The 15647-nt window shown below is 52.5% G+C and carries 19 protein-coding genes; 9 read left to right on the top strand and 10 right to left on the bottom strand.

Features of this window, described 5'->3' with window-relative positions; all coding sequences use genetic code 11:
- Positions 1-149: 149 nt before the first annotated feature.
- The 3 genes from DVK01_RS11845 to DVK01_RS11855 form a co-directional block, all read right to left on the bottom strand.
- Positions 150-449: a hypothetical protein gene (locus DVK01_RS11845; RefSeq protein ID WP_121536857.1), complete on the bottom strand. Its 300-nt coding sequence runs from the start codon at positions 447-449 to the stop codon at positions 150-152.
- Positions 450-1482: 1033 nt separating this feature from the next.
- Positions 1483-1800 (bottom strand): PadR family transcriptional regulator, encoded by a 318-nt coding sequence (locus DVK01_RS11850; RefSeq protein WP_121536859.1) that lies wholly within the window; start codon positions 1798-1800, stop codon positions 1483-1485.
- Positions 1797-2477 (bottom strand): transcriptional regulator, encoded by a 681-nt coding sequence (locus DVK01_RS11855; RefSeq protein ID WP_121536861.1) that lies wholly within the window; start codon positions 2475-2477, stop codon positions 1797-1799. The genes DVK01_RS11850 and DVK01_RS11855 overlap by 4 nt, the downstream gene beginning before the upstream one ends.
- Before the next feature lie 479 nt (positions 2478-2956).
- On the opposite strand from DVK01_RS11855, the gene DVK01_RS11860 reads away from it, so the two are divergent.
- On the top strand, positions 2957-3160 hold the full coding sequence (locus DVK01_RS11860; protein WP_121537305.1) for a winged helix-turn-helix domain-containing protein: 204 nt from the start codon (positions 2957-2959) through the stop codon (positions 3158-3160).
- Here the strand turns inward: DVK01_RS11860 and DVK01_RS22995 are convergent.
- Positions 3121-3360: a FaeA/PapI family transcriptional regulator gene (locus DVK01_RS22995; protein WP_121536863.1), complete on the bottom strand. Its 240-nt coding sequence runs from the start codon at positions 3358-3360 to the stop codon at positions 3121-3123. The two genes, DVK01_RS11860 and DVK01_RS22995, sit on opposite strands and share 40 nt — an antisense overlap.
- Before the next feature lie 152 nt (positions 3361-3512).
- Between DVK01_RS22995 and DVK01_RS11870 the strand changes: the two genes are divergently transcribed.
- Positions 3513-3809, top strand: coding sequence for a hypothetical protein (locus DVK01_RS11870; protein WP_121536865.1), 297 nt, complete (start codon positions 3513-3515; stop codon positions 3807-3809).
- Positions 3806-4066 (top strand): hypothetical protein, encoded by a 261-nt coding sequence (locus DVK01_RS11875; protein WP_121536867.1) that lies wholly within the window; start codon positions 3806-3808, stop codon positions 4064-4066. Before DVK01_RS11870 ends, DVK01_RS11875 begins: the two co-directional genes overlap by 4 nt.
- Positions 4067-4216: 150 nt before the next feature.
- Here the strand turns inward: DVK01_RS11875 and DVK01_RS11880 are convergent, their stop codons facing one another.
- Positions 4217-6247 (bottom strand): hypothetical protein, encoded by a 2031-nt coding sequence (locus DVK01_RS11880; protein ID WP_121536869.1) that lies wholly within the window; start codon positions 6245-6247, stop codon positions 4217-4219.
- A gap of 247 nt (positions 6248-6494) precedes the next feature.
- Here DVK01_RS11880 and DVK01_RS11885 point away from each other — a divergent pair, with 247 nt between their 5' ends.
- On the top strand, positions 6495-6746 hold the full coding sequence (locus tag DVK01_RS11885; protein WP_121513185.1) for a hypothetical protein: 252 nt from the start codon (positions 6495-6497) through the stop codon (positions 6744-6746).
- A 211-nt stretch (positions 6747-6957) separates the two neighbouring features.
- Here the strand turns inward: DVK01_RS11885 and DVK01_RS21605 are convergent, their stop codons facing one another.
- Together DVK01_RS21605 and DVK01_RS21610 are read right to left on the bottom strand one after the other, a co-directional pair.
- A complete protein-coding gene (locus DVK01_RS21605; RefSeq protein WP_147435163.1) occupies positions 6958-8076 on the bottom strand; it encodes a hypothetical protein in 1119 nt (372 codons plus the stop codon).
- A 192-nt stretch (positions 8077-8268) separates the two neighbouring features.
- The gene (locus DVK01_RS21610; protein WP_147435164.1) at positions 8269-8817 is read right to left on the bottom strand and encodes a hypothetical protein; all 549 of its coding nucleotides are present in this window, start codon (positions 8815-8817) and stop codon (positions 8269-8271) included.
- 803 nt (positions 8818-9620) lie between these two features.
- Here DVK01_RS21610 and DVK01_RS11900 point away from each other — a divergent pair.
- From DVK01_RS11900 to DVK01_RS11905, 3 genes are all read left to right on the top strand, one after another.
- Positions 9621-9821: a hypothetical protein gene (locus DVK01_RS11900; RefSeq protein ID WP_121513829.1), complete on the top strand. Its 201-nt coding sequence runs from the start codon at positions 9621-9623 to the stop codon at positions 9819-9821.
- The gene (locus DVK01_RS21615) at positions 9814-10683 is read left to right on the top strand and encodes a hypothetical protein (protein WP_147435166.1); all 870 of its coding nucleotides are present in this window, start codon (positions 9814-9816) and stop codon (positions 10681-10683) included. Before DVK01_RS11900 ends, DVK01_RS21615 begins: the two co-directional genes overlap by 8 nt.
- Before the next feature lie 133 nt (positions 10684-10816).
- Complete coding sequence (locus DVK01_RS11905; protein ID WP_121536873.1) at positions 10817-11293, top strand: radical SAM domain-containing protein; 477 nt, start codon at positions 10817-10819, stop codon at positions 11291-11293.
- A 104-nt stretch (positions 11294-11397) separates the two neighbouring features.
- On the opposite strand, the gene DVK01_RS11910 is transcribed toward DVK01_RS11905, so the two are convergent.
- The gene (locus DVK01_RS11910) at positions 11398-11976 is read right to left on the bottom strand and encodes a stage II sporulation protein M (protein ID WP_121536875.1); all 579 of its coding nucleotides are present in this window, start codon (positions 11974-11976) and stop codon (positions 11398-11400) included.
- Positions 11977-12457: 481 nt separating this feature from the next.
- Complete coding sequence (locus DVK01_RS23000; RefSeq protein WP_121536877.1) at positions 12458-13093, bottom strand: YIP1 family protein; 636 nt, start codon at positions 13091-13093, stop codon at positions 12458-12460.
- 313 nt (positions 13094-13406) lie between these two features.
- Between DVK01_RS23000 and DVK01_RS11920 the strand changes: the two genes are divergently transcribed.
- Complete coding sequence (locus DVK01_RS11920; protein ID WP_121536879.1) at positions 13407-14201, top strand: ParA family protein; 795 nt, start codon at positions 13407-13409, stop codon at positions 14199-14201.
- Positions 14198-14608: a hypothetical protein gene (locus DVK01_RS11925; RefSeq protein WP_121536881.1), complete on the top strand. Its 411-nt coding sequence runs from the start codon at positions 14198-14200 to the stop codon at positions 14606-14608. Before DVK01_RS11920 ends, DVK01_RS11925 begins: the two co-directional genes overlap by 4 nt.
- Positions 14609-15058: 450 nt before the next feature.
- Here DVK01_RS11925 and DVK01_RS11935 read toward each other — a convergent pair whose 3' ends face one another.
- Positions 15059-15412, bottom strand: a complete 354-nt coding sequence (locus tag DVK01_RS11935) for a helix-turn-helix transcriptional regulator (RefSeq protein WP_199722333.1) — start codon at positions 15410-15412, stop codon at positions 15059-15061.
- Positions 15413-15647: the final 235 nt, after the last annotated feature.

Consider the following 15647-nt stretch of genomic DNA (forward strand, 5'->3'; position numbering starts at 1 on the left):
CTGGTCGTAGTAGTTCTCGATGGTGGGGAAGTCGGCCGTCCACTCGGTGTAGTGTTCCAGGTCGCCGACCATGTAGCGGAGTCGCCACTGATCGGGTTCTGTGGTCGCTGTGTCGGTCGCAGTGCCCAACGATGGGTCGGCGCGGGCCATTAGGCATCCTCCCCTTCGAAAGGGCTAGGACGGCTGCTGTCGCGTTCAACCAGCGCACAATCTGTGGTCGGGACCGTGAACGACATCAGCTCGTCAGTCTGACCGATGGCCTGCGCCAGTTGCTGGCGTGTGGCTGTGTCGGGTTCGGACGCCCGCAGCCGATGGAGCGTTTCCGTTGCGAGGTCGGCCAGTAACACGCCCATAGCGTGCTCTTCGTGGCAGTGAGAGACCAGCAACAGCGGCTCGCTGTCGGTGGTCGTGATGGCGACGATCTCGCCGACGCTCGGCTGGGCGGTCATCGGGCCACCTCCCGGAGTCGGGAGCGGCCTGTCAGCGGGTTCATACTGGGCGGCGAATGAGTAAACTGCGGGAGGATATCACAGGCGTTTTCCTTACCAAGTGAATAGTGGTCGGTTGGGTTCTGGTCCCCGCTCCATCTCCCCATGGATCCCACCCAATTCATCGATTGGCCTGGGGCCAGGACCTGTCGTCGTGGATGACGACTTCCAATGGTGCGTTGCACGCCACTTCCCCCCGGCTGCCCACCATTCCTTACATTGCCGACACAGCGAAACCGGTCGTTTTGGCTAGTCTTGGGCGACGCTGTACCTGCAGCGTGTCCAGCGATGGGCATACCAGCCATGTGACCGCGCTGCTGTGACCGGCCGCCACAAGACCTATTTATAATGTTTTGTCTACACTTATGCGGGTGTTGTTCCCGACTCTGGAGCCCTTGCCGCCGGGTCCGTGCAACGCACCATCTTGGGACCAGCACCCCGGGGGGTTTTTGATACCAGCAGATGAGTGGCTTCAGTTGCGCTCCCTCTAGCTGGCAACCAGTGGTCTGCTGACCGACACTGTGAACTCGTGCGTTCTGACGACGCTTCTGAGTCAGTGTGACTTCAGCGGCGGGTCGGGGCAGTTCACACAGGCGTGGGTTTGATACCTTCACCCAACCTATCAGTTGTTTCAGTTCCGGAGCCCGCTTTTCCGAATCCGTCGTGATGTATTCTGGTTCTAACGTGAGCCGTAAATTACATTTATAGCCACCTGTTACATGGTAACTGCCAGCACAAAGCAGGACACTTTGTACTGGAGACTTGTCAGAGGCACGAGAGCCGGTCCGTCGTCGCATTCGATGGCGGACCATTTCGCGACTCGGACGACAGTAACGAGTTTTACAGAAACGATTATGTGGAACTTCTACGTACATTCTAACAGGGTACCAGTCGGCCATCACTTGCCCGATGATTGCGTGCCTCTGACAACACCGGCCGACTGTGTTCCCGTTCTTGATCGCTGAGCAACGGCGCTGCGTGGGTCGGTGCGGCATTACTGTGCACCCCCATCGGCGGCAGGTCGGGGCAGATCACACAGGCCTGCGAGTGTTTCCGCCTGGTGTTGGAGTTCGTGTCTGCCAGCGTCAGTCAACGTATACACGTTGGTGCGGGCGTCGAGCGCGTCGCGGTTGACCAGGCCCTTGTCGACGAGCTGGTCGAGGTTCTGGTAGAGGCGGCTGTGGTTGATGGGGTCGGCGTAGCGCTCGTCGAGGTAGTCCTTGAGCGCGAGGCCGTAGGGGTCGTCGTCGACGGCGACGATGGCTTCCAGGAGGTCGCGCTGGAAGCCCGTCAGCTCGTGGTAGGTCGTCATCGGCCACCTCCCGTGTCGGCGGTGTCGGTGTCGACGCGCCCCAGCGTCGCTGGCTGGGGCTGGTAACAGTCGCCCTGCACGAGCAAATCCAACAGCGCCGTCAGCGCCCGCTGGGCTCCGTACTCGCGGGCGAGCGTGTCCAGTACATCGCCAGCAGGTGCGCCGTGGCCGTCCTCGCGGGTGGCGATAACCTCACACGCGTGGCTGCGGATTGCGGGCTCGGCATGCGTCTCGACGACGAAGCCGTCCGTGTTCCGGAGGTACGTGCTGACAGCGTCCAGCAGTTCGAGTTCCTCGTCAGCGAGGGCAGGTTCGGCGGCCTGCAGGACGGTGTCGAGTCGGGTGGCCGCCGCCGTGTGCGAGGGGATGGTGGTGCCGCCGTCGGTGGCGACCAGATCGTGGCCGGTGACGATAGCCAGCGACCGGGCGGCCTGGGTGATGGCGTCCTGGCCGCGGTCGGTCAGGGCGTAGGTTCCGTCGGTGGTGGTGACAAGGTCGTTCGCTTCGAGCTCGGCGAGGCTGTCCGTGACGCGGGCGTCATCGAGTGTGGCCTCGCGCCGGGTTTCGACGGCGATCTGGAGGGCGTCGGCAGTGGCCTCGCGGTCGTAGTGGTCGTGGTCTGCAATCGCTTTCAGGAGATCCCGCTGGAGGGCGGTGCAGTCGTGCCAGGCGGTCATTGGTTGCCTCCCTGCGTGGGCATGGCTGCTGGGTTGGGCAGTTGGCTGATAAGGCTGGGGCGACCGCGTGGGCGAAAGTCGATTTTCGCGAGCCGATTTTCGTCTGCGGGCCGCTGTGGCGTGTTCGTGGGCCGCTCAGGCGATGGGCGAATGATGGGCGAATGTGAGCGACCGGGCTGCCGTCTGGCGGTTTCCGATGGGCGAATATGTGGGCGAAAGTGCGCTGGCGAGCGATGCGACTCTTCGTGGGTGGGCTTGCCGGTTGTCATGGGTTCGGTGCGACGCTTATTCGGGATTAACCGCTTCAGTCAGCGTCGTATATGATAAACAAGGTAGTTGGCCCCACTTATAGGTTGTGTAGACACAACGGTTATAGAACAAATATCCCTTTTAGCGAGGGGAGCGACAGATAGGATGTGACTAACCGTCCTGGGCCAGACCCGGCTGTCTCTGACGAGGAACTGCTCAGATCCATGCATATGGCCTATAAGCCTGCTCTCGGGACGACAGAAATCGCAGAGATGGTCGGAATTAGTCAACAAGCAGCATCAAAACGACTCAGCCGGTTAGAAGAAGAGAGGCTGGTGGAATCTGATAAAATCGGGAATGCCAGGGCGTGGTGGCTCACTGATTACGGGCGACGCTACTTAGATTCATCAGAGAACGACCCATCTAACCAGTAAATGAAAGGACCACCGCCGATTCTAGACCGATTGATTTCGTTCTGTTCGTCGAGGCGCTCTAAACGTTGACGTACTCTCCAGTTGGACAAATCGACCAATTCAGCGACTTCACCAGCTGTCGCAAATGGTCTGCTGGTCCGATTGATTGCTTCGATTAGTTCTCGATCGCTGACTGTTGGTTCCGGGCCCTTCGTAGACATAGGGAGCTACATCCTTATTGTTGTAACAGAACAATAGTTTTATTGGTGTGCCGCCACAACAAATTAGATAGGAACACACGCGCTGCTGGTCGATTTCTTACGAAATCGCCCCGGTGCTAGTACACCGAGGCGCGTGGTTCCAGGAAGAACCAATGGCAACTACGCAATCCAATCCACAAGAACGTACCGCACGCGAACTACTCACCCAGGGCCGCCCGCTGTTTCTCGGCGTCGACGGCGAGGGTGCCGCGCATTACTGGGATAGCTACGAATTCGCCGTGGCTGTTGTCGCCGCTGGTGGAGACTCCGACAAGGTTGTGTTGGCGAATACGCCCTTCGAGACGCTTGCAGAGTGGTGCGAGTACACACGTGGGGAGCGTGGCTGGGATGTTGGGCCATATGTTGGCGGCTCGCTCGTCGGCGATCTCGTGCGAGGTGTTGAAGCGTGAGCTCGCTCCGCTGCACGGTCGAGAACCGGAAGCGTGTCCAGCGTGCCGCCCGTGCCCTCCGGGAAACTGCGCCGACCGTTCTGGTTGAGACAACGCCGCCGGTTCGCTCAGAACACGACGCCTGGACGCTCGATGCCGTGCTTCGAGACACCGGGGGTGTCCCGCCCAAGGTGCTTCGGGAGCTCGCACTGGCTGGACTGACGTTGCAGCCGACGCCCGCCCAGAACGAGCATCAACACATCGTGGCGACAGCCTGAGCGAGACAGCGATACCTCTACTTTTTACTGAATCATGTGTGTTCTTTGCATGGGTCGCAGTGGTTTCGAGACTACTCCTGACAGTTTGCGACCCCGCGCCGGGATCTAGTGAGGTAGACCCCACGATGGCGCGAGTAAGCTCAAGACTGGCTATGTACGTATCTCGCGTGTGACACGCTCAGAGAGCCAGTCAAGCACGGGATAGCCGTCGGTTGTAACCCATGGCCCGCCGAAATCAAACCCAGACATACTCTCTGTGGCGGCTTCTCCAGTCATCTCGTCTACGGAAAGCCCGTTTGACGTGGGGCTGCCGGCCGACGCTGGCTGGCCAGCGGTGTCAGCGTTCCAGTAGACATCCTCAACCGGGCCATTCTCGTAGTTTCGACCGACAGCGCCACCCACACGCTCTTCGCCGCTAACAGTCGCGGCACTAAACGAGGAAGCGACCCGACCAGGTGCATAGTTCGTTCCTACCAGTCCGCCGACCTCCGATTCGCCTCGGATGCTGCCGAAGACTGCTGAGTTTGTTAGGTTTCCAATGCTGTTGCCGGCGAGACCGCCAACGTTGTGTTCACCAACAACTGTGGCATTCACTTCGACGGCGGATATCTCGCCAATCCGGTAGTTGGCATTCGGCTCGGCAACAACGCCAGCGACACCGCCGACACGCCACTCTCCACGAACACTCCCTGTAACCGTAACCTGCGTGATCGTACCACTTGAGGTGCTGGCTATGCCTCCGACATTCTCATGTCCACGGACGGAGACATTTCGAAGATGAATTCGCTTGATTGTGCCACCGTTGAGTGCCCTGACGAGCCCACCGGCGCTGCCCGACCGATGAACGGTAAGTCCACGAACTGTGTGGCCGTTCCCGTCGAGCGTTCCAGAGAAACGTGGTGTCGGGTCGAACCCAGTGCGCCACGTTGCGTCAATATCCGAGACGAGTTCATAATTCGCATCAGAGTCGACGCCGATGCACTCGAGCTGATGGAGTGTCTCGATCTGGTACGGATTACTATCGGACCCATCGCCGCCTGCAAACGAAACGGCAACGCATTGATCTAGAGCATTAGGGGCCGGCATGAGCCGAGTTGGTGGGGTGTGCATTTTCTGCTCGATATACTCCCAGTCGTCAAAGCCATCGCTGGAAGCGGCTTCTGAGGTGTAGCTGTAGTGATCCGAGGGAGCGTTGTAGTTCAGTACACTCGGGTATTCGTCAAACGGAACATCAGTGCTGTCGATGCCATGGTATATATCAGGCATTAGGCCCAACGAGTGCCCAAGTTCGTGTATGAACGTGGTCCCCATGCGTGTGTCGTCAACGGTCCCCGACACGTGTACCAACCCCGGAGAGGCGCCACCATCGACAGAAGGTGAGAGAGAACTCCGGTCAACCAAAATCGCGTAATGATATGCCTGCCCGCGGTGGTCAAAATACTTCTCTTCGTATTCGTCTGTTCTCATACCACCAAGCGTACGAGTGTAGGGAACCTGTTCACTCCTTACGAGATGAAGGTCGATCCCGTTCGTTCCATTCGGATTTGACACCGGTGCATTAGCGAACTTGGACCTGATGAGTGCTCGCTCCTCGTCAGGGAGCGAGTAGCTCTTCATGTAGTCAATTTCGACGTAAATATCCTTGTGCAGTGGATTCGCGTTTGGATAAACCTCGCTGTGGACCTCCCAGCCATCGAGAAGGTTGTCCCCATCAGTGTCCCGAACAGTGGGATTCGTACCATGCTCAATTTCAGCACTGTCTATGAGCCCATCGTTGTCCGTATCGCGGCTACGTGGACTTGTCTCACGCTCCAATTCAGTGGGATCAGCAAGCCCATCATTGTCCGTATCTGCTGAGGTTGGGTCCGTTTTGAGCTCAGTCACCTCACGATGATCATTGAGACCGTCACCGTCTGTATCAGCCTTGTCTGGGTCCGTTCCGAGTTCGGCTTCACGCCGGTCATTCAGCCCGTCATCATCGGAGTCTACCGATGTCGGTGTTACTGTCGATGTAGCAGCAGTGACTTCGGTATCGCGTTCCGGTTCTTCAGTTGGGCTATCGCTTACTTCAGTCGACTCCGGCCGGGTTGGCTCAGTCTGGTCTATTCCGCCAAGACCCGAGCACCCAGAAAGCAACATAAGGATTGCCAACACAATTGCGATCACTTGGCCCGAATCCATGATACGTTGTCACTTTACGAAGAGAATAAATCTACCGACATGCACCACTACAGGCGCTTAAAAGAGACTTCAACATGATATAGAACGAAGAAGTATCAATTCTATATGTATTTATGATGATTACACTCGCCCATTGGAACCGCCAACTGCTGATCCCACACCATGACCTCACAGTCCTGGTCAAGTAGGGACCACCCATACGCCTGCCCCTTGCTGTCGTCGGTGATCTTGCCCGGAGTATTGAGTCATGAGCTTCACTGTGGAAGAACGCAAGCGGGTGCGGCGGGCTGCAAGAGCGATTCGAGACGAGGTGGCGACCGAGTCGGTCGACGTGCTTGCACCGAGTGCGAGTCAGTACGATGAATGGACGCTCGATGCTGTGTTGCGTAATTCTGAAGGTATTCCGCCGGAGATACTTCGAGAGTTAGCGCTCGCTGGATTGACACTACAGCCGACGCCGTCGCAAGCGGAGTATCAGCACGTGGCAGCGACAGTGTAGGTTGAATAGAGCGTTAACAAACAAAGGGTGTATAGGACCCATAATTGTTGGTTATCTATCCTAACTCCACTTCCTGACAGCCACCTATTGCTCGGGTATTTTCCTGCAACAGTTGCTCAATAAGCATGGAACAAACCCGTGGCATTATATATCATAGACTTGATTCAGGTTTTAAGTGGCACATGATCCAATGGTCGGATAAATTAGGCTACTACTCAGAAATAGAGATGTCCGTTGTTGCTTCAGCAACGGGGTAGGGCGTCATCGATAGGATAGAAATTTGTTCTGTCTCTACGGGGAGACCAAGTGACCGATCTGTGCTTGCTGTAAGGCTAATACTATTCGTCGTGCCCGGTTGAACTGATGTCTCTTCGAATCCACCAGGAACTCCGTCCACAGCTGTTTTTAGGGTAAATTCATCAACAAGTGCATCACCGACTGTTAGATCATACGATAGATCTTCCCATACTAATTGTTCCGAGTCAACTTCTCCGTTAGCAGTGAAGTTCGATATCGAGAATTCAGGAACTGGGAGGGTGACGAGCCGGAAAAGTTCTTGGGTTACTCCAGTAAGTTCCATACGGTATGGATTCCCACCGTGATATGCTGACGGGAGTATTTCACTAGGTATTCGAATTCCGGCGTTAGAGTCGACAGCGAGGTCCGAGTCGCTCCCGATCTCAAATCGTATCTGTTCAGTTGGCGTAGGAATTGACTGAATAAATCCATGGCTCACTGACGAGGCATCAATCGTATCCGGAAGGGGGATATGGATCTCATCAGATACTATTTCTCCGTGGAGAATTTGTTTCTGCTCGTTAATGAGATCGCTGGGCACCTCCCTCGGATCATACGGTGTTGTATCAGGGAGTGTTTCTGGCCACAATTGTGGGTAAATTGTGAATTTTTCAATTGGGGACCGTCCTCCGGGTTCAAGGGGTTCCCCTACATCTAAGAAGACATTCGTATGTTCTCCTGGTCCATACTGGGTTCTCCATGTCTCTTTATCTAGGAACTCGATATGAACTGCCGGATAAGTTCGACCGGATTTATTCGTGAGGTCCATCTGTAAAAATTCGGGATTGTCCTCTTCAACATATACATCTCCTGTAATCCCGTATTCTGCAAACCCGTATCCAGCTAATTTTGGCTTTGAACGGGAGGGGGTACTAGTTTCCTGTGAGCTAGTGGTGCTTTGGGGAGTGTTTTGATTAGAATTTATTTTGGTTGGATTATCAGGCTCTGAACTCGTACTGGAGCAACCGCTCAGTCCTGAAAAAAGACCAATCCCTAATCCTTTAATGATCCGACGGCGCCTCTTATTCGTCATGTGTAGTAATTATTGTGAGCAGTAATTAATGCTTTATGCTAATTTCATTACTATTTAATCTATTTTTGATCATGTTAACTTAGTAATGACACGGTGTCAAACAAATTAGGTTTTTGCACACCTCAGATTTTGAGAAACCTACCTGCTTTGACACGCATTGTAGCTATGCACCCACGAATCATCAAGGATAACCTATGGTATTTTTTCATAAATTTGTTTTAGACTGTCCCACTTGATCTCATACGTGTTATCAATATCAGGGGAGTACCCTAGTTTACCTTCTGTATAGTGGTGCTTTCGTGGAATGGGTATAATCCCGAAACGTTTCTCTGTATTTGCGGGATGGTGGAGTGATTCTTCAGTTGAACGAAATGACTCAATCGATTCTCCAGGCTCTGTATTCCAAGGGTGAAAATTCTCTTCCTCTATATCTTCCTGAATAGTAAGCTTAGCAGGATACGAATTCCCACCTACTATGAAACCAAACTTAGTCCACCGTGGAATTTGAACTTCTGTTTCTTTTTCTCCTAAGTGCTTAAAACGAATTGTAAATAGAATCCATTGTGTATCCTGCGGGGCCTTGTAGACATGATCAGATACCTCAGGATCAACGATTTCTCTAACCGGATACACTCGTCGAGGCCAGATCTCAAGATTTCCAATTTCAACGAGTGAGCCTCCAGAAACTGTTTTAGGCGTAACTGTCTCCGTATCTGAAGAGGTATTATCATCACTCGACATACATCCAGTGAGCAGCCCGAAACCGCTGAGAGTGCCCGTTGAAAGCACTTGCCGGCGGGTATATTTGTGCATGACTTAGCAAGGATTACGATGAGATATTGTATAAATATGGCTACTGGAGTTATTTAATAATAGCAATAACTAGTTGATTGAGATTGTTATTGAGGAGGCCCGAGCACACTGATGTAACATGGCATAGTAACGATGAACAGTCACAGAATTTGGGGGGGGGAATATGTGGATTTCGAGGGGCAGCTCGTTAATCAGACCAGAAACTCTGCGCAGGGGATATCCTAGATGACGATCGGTTGCTCTACCAACGGACGGAGGACAAGCAAGTGCGGCACATGCTTGATTATCTGAGTGGTCCCGACAACATCATGAACCTCAATGAAGACGTACGGCCTCCGCCCCCATTGTCCGAGACCGGCGGTTGATCCGCCACGCCGAGACCTGTGCTGACTCTACCCTCTGCATCTATTATATCTTTCTTGATAGATGTCGGTTTGGTCAACGTGTTGAATAATGTGTGGTTACCCTGTACTGACCGTTCCGAACGTGAACTACTCACCCAAGGCCGACCGCTCTTCCTTGGTATCGACGGCGAAGTTGCTGCCAACTATCGAGAACAAGAGTGGGGTACCGAATCTTTTGAGATCTTATTATCTTCAGTCGAGCACAGGCTTTGGTTCTTAGTACGGTTAGCTACAAGATGGGACCTGTATCCACGTCTTACCTGATTGTGGTACAAATGAAACCGACTATCCCAGAACTGATTTTACTAGTGATGGTGTACGTTCTGTATGGCCGATGCCTTTGAGACAGCATCAAATCTGCTCATATTGATATTCGCGGTAGTTACCCTTGTCATTATCACACAAAGCTTGCGAGGCGGGAATACCGCCTCGCTGGTAAATCTCTTTGTAGACCTCGCAATCCCCCTCATTGTCATCGTTACGCTCCTAACGATTCTTTTCCAGTTCATTGAGGAGATCAATGGTTGAGTCGTCAGATGCAGATTTACAGGTCTCATATGCAGATCGAGATGCCCTACAGCAAATGCTGACGTGGCAACAGAACCGGTATCACAATCTTCAGTCCCTTGCTATGGGCTTTTTAGGTGCTAGCATCACGATAGTCGCCGTGATTGCGACGATTGCTGTCGCGACATATGATCTTATTCCAAAAATCCCCGGAGAGGCAGCAGCATACGCTAAACCAGCTGGTCAACTCCCAATTGAGATGTCAGCTGTGACGCTGCAAGGAATTATCGCGATCAATTTCCTCCTTTCTATTTCCATTCTTGCAACAGCAGTAATTTTCTTTCTGAAGGGAGAGTACAAACTATTTAATCTGACCGTGGGGTATCGAAGTTCGATTCACTTCGATTCGTCTGAAGTCGTCATACCAGTCAACAAAATACCCTCATCTGGCCACTCACTATCTATCCAGAGTAGGTATGCAAGTGCGGTACGCCAAAATCAGGTACTACTTCAGGAAGCATATGACGCATTTTTAGGTGGAACGCTCAGAATTCCAGTCGCAATACTCTTTGGGATAGTATCTGCACAGGTATTTTTACTCTCCTCTGAAATATCAGCTATACAGCTTTTATGGATAAATCTCGGTTACACAGTGCTGTCACTTCCGATTAGGTATGTCGGACGTGAGTACCTCTCCGAACCTGATGAGTCAACTACTGATGATAGCTATCCATCACTAGCTCAAGAACTGTTCGAAGAAAATGGCCGAAAAGGCAGGTGGAAGCGTGTTGATATGGGGAGGGGTGAACGGCTTCTCTCATCTGCTCCAGCGGCCCTCTCGCTGCTCAGCATAGTGTTTTGGATCGGGGCGGTACTTGTCTGATACTTCGATGATGATTCGCTTAATCGCCAACAGCTGGTGGACGAATGCACCAATCAAATCCTTAGTCCACTCGATCTTCGCCTACAATTCATCAGTCTCTATGTAACTTGCCCGTCCATCGCGAATATCGCCGATGACTCGCTGGCAGGCGTTAGACGAACTCCAGCAGGCCGGTGTGTCGGTGTTCGTCTCGATGTCACCCACATACCCCACGATGGGCGAAGACGACTTTCACGAGCTACTCAGCTACTTTAGAGCGCTCGGTGAGGTTGTCGTCTTCCACGAGCCAATCAATCCCCGTGGCGCGAATTTCCAACAGTGTCTCACCGCCGCCGAGCAAGCCGGCTACGACGACGTGGTCGAGGAACTCCAGCAGATGCAAGACAGTCACCAGTACTGGGTCGAGTACGCCCTCGAACAGTTGAACACGGTCCAGCAGGTGGCAACCCGCTTCGACGGCCTCGATGTCCATTCTTGGCCAGACGATGAGCTGGTGCGCTCGACGAGCGGCCAACTGCGGTCGAAGCTCACAGCGATGCAAGAGGCCGTCTCTCCGGAGTCGTTCTCCGAGCGTGAGACAGATACTTCCTCTGACCGATCACTGGAGTAGTCTTATTAATTGACAATACACCTGCAGTGTGTTTACACTCAAGCCATGTCCGCAGTGTGTCAACCATCATAATATGGGTTCTAACCGGTTGTAGAAGGTAAAATTCAAGAAATATAGTTGTAAGCCTGACGCGATATAAACATCTCGACAAGAGCTGCAACAAAGATAAATGCGACTGATACAGACCCTAAAATAATCAAATCAAGCGCTATTCTAGTTGTGTCCAAGGTATAATTCTCAAATAAAATGTACCGTGTGAAGTCGAATGGCACTCGCAGTCCAACACTACCTGCAATCCAGATGCCGGGAATTTCGATGATTGAGTGTAACGCGAAAAGAAGAACAAACTCCGGGAGAGATGGTGTGAGCAGTAAAACCGCTGTAGCATGAACATAGCCGCTAGCTAGGATTATGACGATTGCACTGGTGCCAAAAGTACATATTCCTGCGAATATTCCTACTGTGGCTATCAGGTTATTCGTCAAGATGTTCATATCGTTCTGTACGGGTGTTTGTGCTGGATTGTTTCCCGACGCAAAGCTTGCAACTACATCCGGATCACTAGTCGCAAGAATGATCCAGGCGAGCAACACACCAGTCAGATATATTACCATTGAGGTATATAAAGGATATCTATTTCTTGTATATAAGCCCCTCAAGAATGTAAATGAACGCTCATTCATAGATTCCTAAAGTCAAATTAAACGTTACTTGATCCAGCCGGTGTTAATCTCAGGCGAAGAGTGTAACACCTAATCCACATCCTACCGGACCACCATAAGCACACAAAGCGGCAGTGGTCCCGAGAGAGGATAGATCAGAGTACGTACTCACCGCTTGGCACCGCTTCTTATTGTCGGATTCTTCGCAAACTTCACCGACGAGGACATGGCCAGCATTGGTTTGAGATACGGAAGCATCCCCTTCTTCAAGTGTAACATCCTCTGCAGAAACTAATCCTGTAGTCCCACCGACCAGACCAGCAATGATCATAGCCGTCACGAGCGAACTGGCTGATAGTATGTTTACGATTTGTGTCCACTTCATATGAGACGAATATGATATCATAGTTCAATAAGCATATTGGTAATTGTCAATTCGGGATGCATGAAATATCAAATCAAAGGTAGGGCATCATCCAAAACCATCCCTGATTTTAACATATTATAGGATGTGATTAATTAGTGTATACGAGTTCAGTAAGATTATAACCAGCGACGGGATCCCTGAAATAATTGCAGAACGCTTCAACGACATTCCATAGTAATTTTTAACCGCTAACGTCCACAGAAAAAAACTCCACAAAACGCCGAGTATAGAAATGAACGAGATCCAACTTGAAGCCGGATTACGTACTACCGATGTAATTAGTAGCTGAAGTTGTTCCTGGTTAACATTCTCTGGTGTGAATATTTGTCCAGTGACGTAATGGGTCATCCCTGCCGAGTATGCACCTGTGAGAACTTGTGGAAAAAACCCCCATCCTGAAAGCAGCGCTGTTTCCCGTAGAGATCCACTATAGTTTAAATATGATGCCGCAGTGTGAAAAAATATACTAGTGAGAGACCACATAATAAATATACTAAATAGGCCAGAGATTCCTCCTAAGAATCCGATAAACATGACAAATGACCGCACCTCCTGTGGAGCGGCGGTAGCTATTCTATAAATAATTATTAATGGAGTTATCAAGTTGGTTACTGCGGCCATTAAAATTATTAAAATTGGTCCCCGAAACGACACGCTTGATGCTTGAGAGTTGAAAAACTCATCAGGATCATAAATCAATTCAGAGACCATATGCCAGCTAATTAATCAGGGCTAATTAATTATACTGTAAACTTCTATCTTCCAGCGCTCGTCACTCTGGCAGCCTCCAAAGCCCCGAGCTGTTAGACCCACTGGGGCGGTTTTGGACCCATTCAGTATACTCATCACAACGGCTACACTCAGCACGGGACACTCCACATTACTACCACGCGACCGCCAGTACTTGTACTACCGCCGTGTTCTGACCACTGCGCGGGTTTCACCAGAGTTCTCCCTCAAATCCGAAGTCGACGACGCTCGTCTGACGCAGTACTAAGTAGTTCGGACAGTTTTGATAGTTTGTATGGCCGAACCAGCCAAAATAGCAGTCAGTAACCAGAAGGGAGGTGTTGGGAAGACAGCCGTCGCCATCAACGCCGCTGGGGCACTGAATGCCCGTGGCCGGGACGTCCTCTTTGTCGATCTCGATCCACAGGGGAACGCGACAGAGAACCTCGGCCTTCGCGAAGCGTACGATAGCGAGCCACCATCACTGTTCGATATTCTCAGTGACTCCGAGCAGCGCGACCGCATCGGTGAGCTCGTCCGCGAGCACGAGGAGATGGCTGTCATCCCATCGAATATCGATATGACTGCTGTCGAACCGGAGCTCACACTCTCCCGACGCTCCGGTGAGCAACTCGCACTCGCGCTGGAACACATCGAAGACGAGTATGAGTACATCATCATCGACTGCCCGCCCTTCCTCGGCAACCTCATGGACAACGCCATGTTTGCCGCACAGAACGTCCTTATTCCGGCGCTGGCAGAAGATACGAGCAAACGGGCCTTCGAGCTACTGTTTGACCACATCGGCGCGCTCGAGCGCGATTACGAGATTACCATCCACGAACGAGGGGTCGTCATCAACCGGATCGACGTTCGGAAGACACAGGCCCAGGAGATGATCGAGTGGATCGACAACGCCTTCGATGATACACCGTCGTGGGAGGTCCGCGAACGAGCCGCGATCCAGCGCGCCCTCTCCAATGGGGCCTCAATTTTCGTCGAGGAACCGGACTGTGACCAGATCGAGGTCTTCGAGCAACTGGCCGCAAACCTCGACGAGCAGTTCGACTTCCAGGAGGTGACTGCATGAGCGACGACCGCTCCGAACGACTGCGACAGCGACGGAAGCAATCACACGAACGAGCCCAAGACGTGAGTGAATCCAAGACGGACGAACCAGCCGAGACAGACAAATCGTCCAAACTGTCCAAACCAGACAAACAGTCCGAACCCTCCGAACCCTCCGAACCAGACGAAACTGATGTCGATGACGGGTCGGTAAAGGAGGAGCAAGTCGGGACCTACATGTACCTGCCCAAGTCCCAGAAGAAGGACCTCGAACGCCTCTACAACATCCTCAAGGCGGAGTACGAGTACGAATACGACGAGGAGTTCGAGAAGAACCGCGCGTTCTACCCACTCGTGGTCAAATACGGTTTGGAGAGTTTGGAGGGTTTGGACGCTTCGGAGATACGAGAGCGTTTGGATTCGTTATAGTAGCATACGGTTTATCGGCGGAAAGGCTCGGAAGTTGAGACTGGCCATCTCAATGCAGACGGTTTTGAGATCAATATGTACCAGAATGAGCCAATTCCACCTCGAATCCTCTGTGTGCTTTGAGGACCCGGGTTAACGGCACGGGTTTCCGTTATGTCAGTGAAGTATCTAGTCCATGTTCGTGCCAGCTGATGTCCCGACTGGACATGGTGGGACTACTCATAAACAACTCAGAACAGCGGATGACGACCAAGACAGCACTAGAGCTGTTGACCTACCAGCAGCGACGACAGGCCCTCCGCCGGATGGCTGACACACCCGACGGGACGCCTGTCGACCAACTCACACAACACCTGCGAGGGGAGGATTCACTGCAGTTCGATGGCAACGGTTCTGTGAACCGCCTCGGGGTCAAGCCCCGAGGCACTCGGCCTGCTCCGCCTGTAGAACCTACGGCCAGTCTTCAGGCAATTCGTCCTGATGATCGTGCATCAATTTGAGAAGCGGCTCAATCTCCTCGAGCCGAGGGCCGCGTGTGATAGTTCCGGAATCACGATCCCAGTCGATGAAACCTGCGTCGGCCAGTTTTGGGAGATGTACGTGGTGAAGTCCCGTCTTTACATGTTCGAGCGCGTCGCCATCGTCACCGTGCTCTTCCGCGACTGCCTCCGATGTGATGTCGTCCTCGTCCTGCGGGTTCTGTTGGGCAACGGCCAGGAGAATGCGACGCCGGTACTCGTGGCTGAGTATTTCGAACAGTTCATTCAGTGTGCCGCCAGACCCTTCGTTTTTTTTGCTCGACATTTGTAGATGGATCTTGTTGCGAAACGCGTCACTTGGTGATGCGTTCCGCGCAACCGTTGCGCGAAGAGAAATGGATGACTGCGAACGGGTACTCCCGTTTCAAGCAGCCCTCACGGTGGGCTAAACGCACAGTGTGTGCTGTGTTCCGTACTATGAATAGGGTCCCCAGAGGAATAGGGTTGTGGGTGTTTTGATATCATAGCCGAGTTAATGTAATGTAGTTTCTACAAAGTTA

The organism is Haloarcula sp. Atlit-120R (assembly GCF_003665885.1).
Lineage (GTDB): Archaea > Halobacteriota > Halobacteria > Halobacteriales > Haloarculaceae > Haloarcula > Haloarcula taiwanensis.

What these genes read in the sequence shown, in the direction of transcription:
- DVK01_RS22995 (WP_121536863.1), bottom strand. Translation starts at nt 3,360, where the DNA reads ATGTCTACGAAGGGCCCGGAACCAACAGTCAGCGATCGAGAACTAATC.
- DVK01_RS11855 (WP_121536861.1), bottom strand. Translation starts at nt 2,477, where the DNA reads ATGACCGCCTGGCACGACTGCACCGCCCTCCAGCGGGATCTCCTGAAA.
- DVK01_RS21615 (WP_147435166.1), top strand. Translation starts at nt 9,814, where the DNA reads ATGGTTGAGTCGTCAGATGCAGATTTACAGGTCTCATATGCAGATCGA.
- DVK01_RS11885 (WP_121513185.1), top strand. Translation starts at nt 6,495, where the DNA reads ATGAGCTTCACTGTGGAAGAACGCAAGCGGGTGCGGCGGGCTGCAAGA.
- DVK01_RS11880 (WP_121536869.1), bottom strand. Translation starts at nt 6,247, where the DNA reads ATGGATTCGGGCCAAGTGATCGCAATTGTGTTGGCAATCCTTATGTTG.
- DVK01_RS11860 (WP_121537305.1), top strand. Translation starts at nt 2,957, where the DNA reads ATGGCCTATAAGCCTGCTCTCGGGACGACAGAAATCGCAGAGATGGTC.
- DVK01_RS21610 (WP_147435164.1), bottom strand. Translation starts at nt 8,817, where the DNA reads ATGTCGAGTGATGATAATACCTCTTCAGATACGGAGACAGTTACGCCT.
- DVK01_RS11900 (WP_121513829.1), top strand. Translation starts at nt 9,621, where the DNA reads ATGGCCGATGCCTTTGAGACAGCATCAAATCTGCTCATATTGATATTC.
- DVK01_RS11920 (WP_121536879.1), top strand. Translation starts at nt 13,407, where the DNA reads ATGGCCGAACCAGCCAAAATAGCAGTCAGTAACCAGAAGGGAGGTGTT.
- DVK01_RS11910 (WP_121536875.1), bottom strand. Translation starts at nt 11,976, where the DNA reads ATGAATGAGCGTTCATTTACATTCTTGAGGGGCTTATATACAAGAAAT.
- DVK01_RS11850 (WP_121536859.1), bottom strand. Translation starts at nt 1,800, where the DNA reads ATGACGACCTACCACGAGCTGACGGGCTTCCAGCGCGACCTCCTGGAA.
- DVK01_RS11870 (WP_121536865.1), top strand. Translation starts at nt 3,513, where the DNA reads ATGGCAACTACGCAATCCAATCCACAAGAACGTACCGCACGCGAACTA.
- DVK01_RS11905 (WP_121536873.1), top strand. Translation starts at nt 10,817, where the DNA reads ATGACTCGCTGGCAGGCGTTAGACGAACTCCAGCAGGCCGGTGTGTCG.
- DVK01_RS23000 (WP_121536877.1), bottom strand. Translation starts at nt 13,093, where the DNA reads ATGGTCTCTGAATTGATTTATGATCCTGATGAGTTTTTCAACTCTCAA.
- DVK01_RS21605 (WP_147435163.1), bottom strand. Translation starts at nt 8,076, where the DNA reads ATGACGAATAAGAGGCGCCGTCGGATCATTAAAGGATTAGGGATTGGT.
- DVK01_RS11845 (WP_121536857.1), bottom strand. Translation starts at nt 449, where the DNA reads ATGACCGCCCAGCCGAGCGTCGGCGAGATCGTCGCCATCACGACCACC.
- DVK01_RS11925 (WP_121536881.1), top strand. Translation starts at nt 14,198, where the DNA reads ATGAGCGACGACCGCTCCGAACGACTGCGACAGCGACGGAAGCAATCA.
- DVK01_RS11935 (WP_199722333.1), bottom strand. Translation starts at nt 15,412, where the DNA reads ATGTCGAGCAAAAAAAACGAAGGGTCTGGCGGCACACTGAATGAACTG.